Annotated in this window: 1 protein-coding gene; it reads left to right on the top strand. The window is 42.5% G+C overall.

Annotated features, from left to right (window positions below):
• The coding region (locus ADIARSV_RS17955) for an ISAs1 family transposase (protein WP_040300599.1) at positions 1–534 on the top strand (534 nt) is incomplete at its 5' end.
• Between the last annotated feature and the right edge of the window lie 12 nt (positions 535–546).

The following is a 546-nucleotide window of genomic DNA, read 5'->3' as shown; positions in this document are numbered from 1 at the left end:
GCAGATTACATACTTGCCGTTAAGGGCAACCAAAAGGAATTGTTGGAACAGATCCTGGGGCGCTTCGGGCAGCAGTCCCCGTACAGTACAGATACCACTATTGAAAAAGGGCACGGACGTATAGAGACAAGAAAATGCGAAGTCATCACCCGCTTAGACTTTATTGATAACCGTATTTTCTCGAAGGGGATCAAATCGGTTGTCAGGATCACTGCCTGCCGTGAAATTGGCAACAAAGTATCCACTGAAGTTAGGTACTATATCAGCAGCCTAAATGATTCATCCCTTAATTTCAACAGGGATATCCTAGAGCATTGGGGGATAGAGAATAAGCTGCATTGGATGCTGGGTATGGTCTTTGACGAGGACAGACAGCGAAAAAGAACCAAGAATGCCGCAAACAATTTCTCCTTCATCAGAAAAATAGCACTCAATACACGAAAAAAAGATACGTCTAAAGGATCTATGGTAACCAAAAGACTCCAAGCAGGATGGGATAATAACTTTCTAAAAGGTCTTTTTAACCTAATTTAAATGCGTTGACCC

This window comes from Arcticibacter svalbardensis MN12-7 (assembly GCF_000403135.1).
GTDB lineage: Bacteria > Bacteroidota > Bacteroidia > Sphingobacteriales > Sphingobacteriaceae > Arcticibacter > Arcticibacter svalbardensis.
The sequence above is the reverse complement of the archived record's forward strand: the minus strand, read 5'-3'. Positions and strand labels throughout refer to the sequence as shown.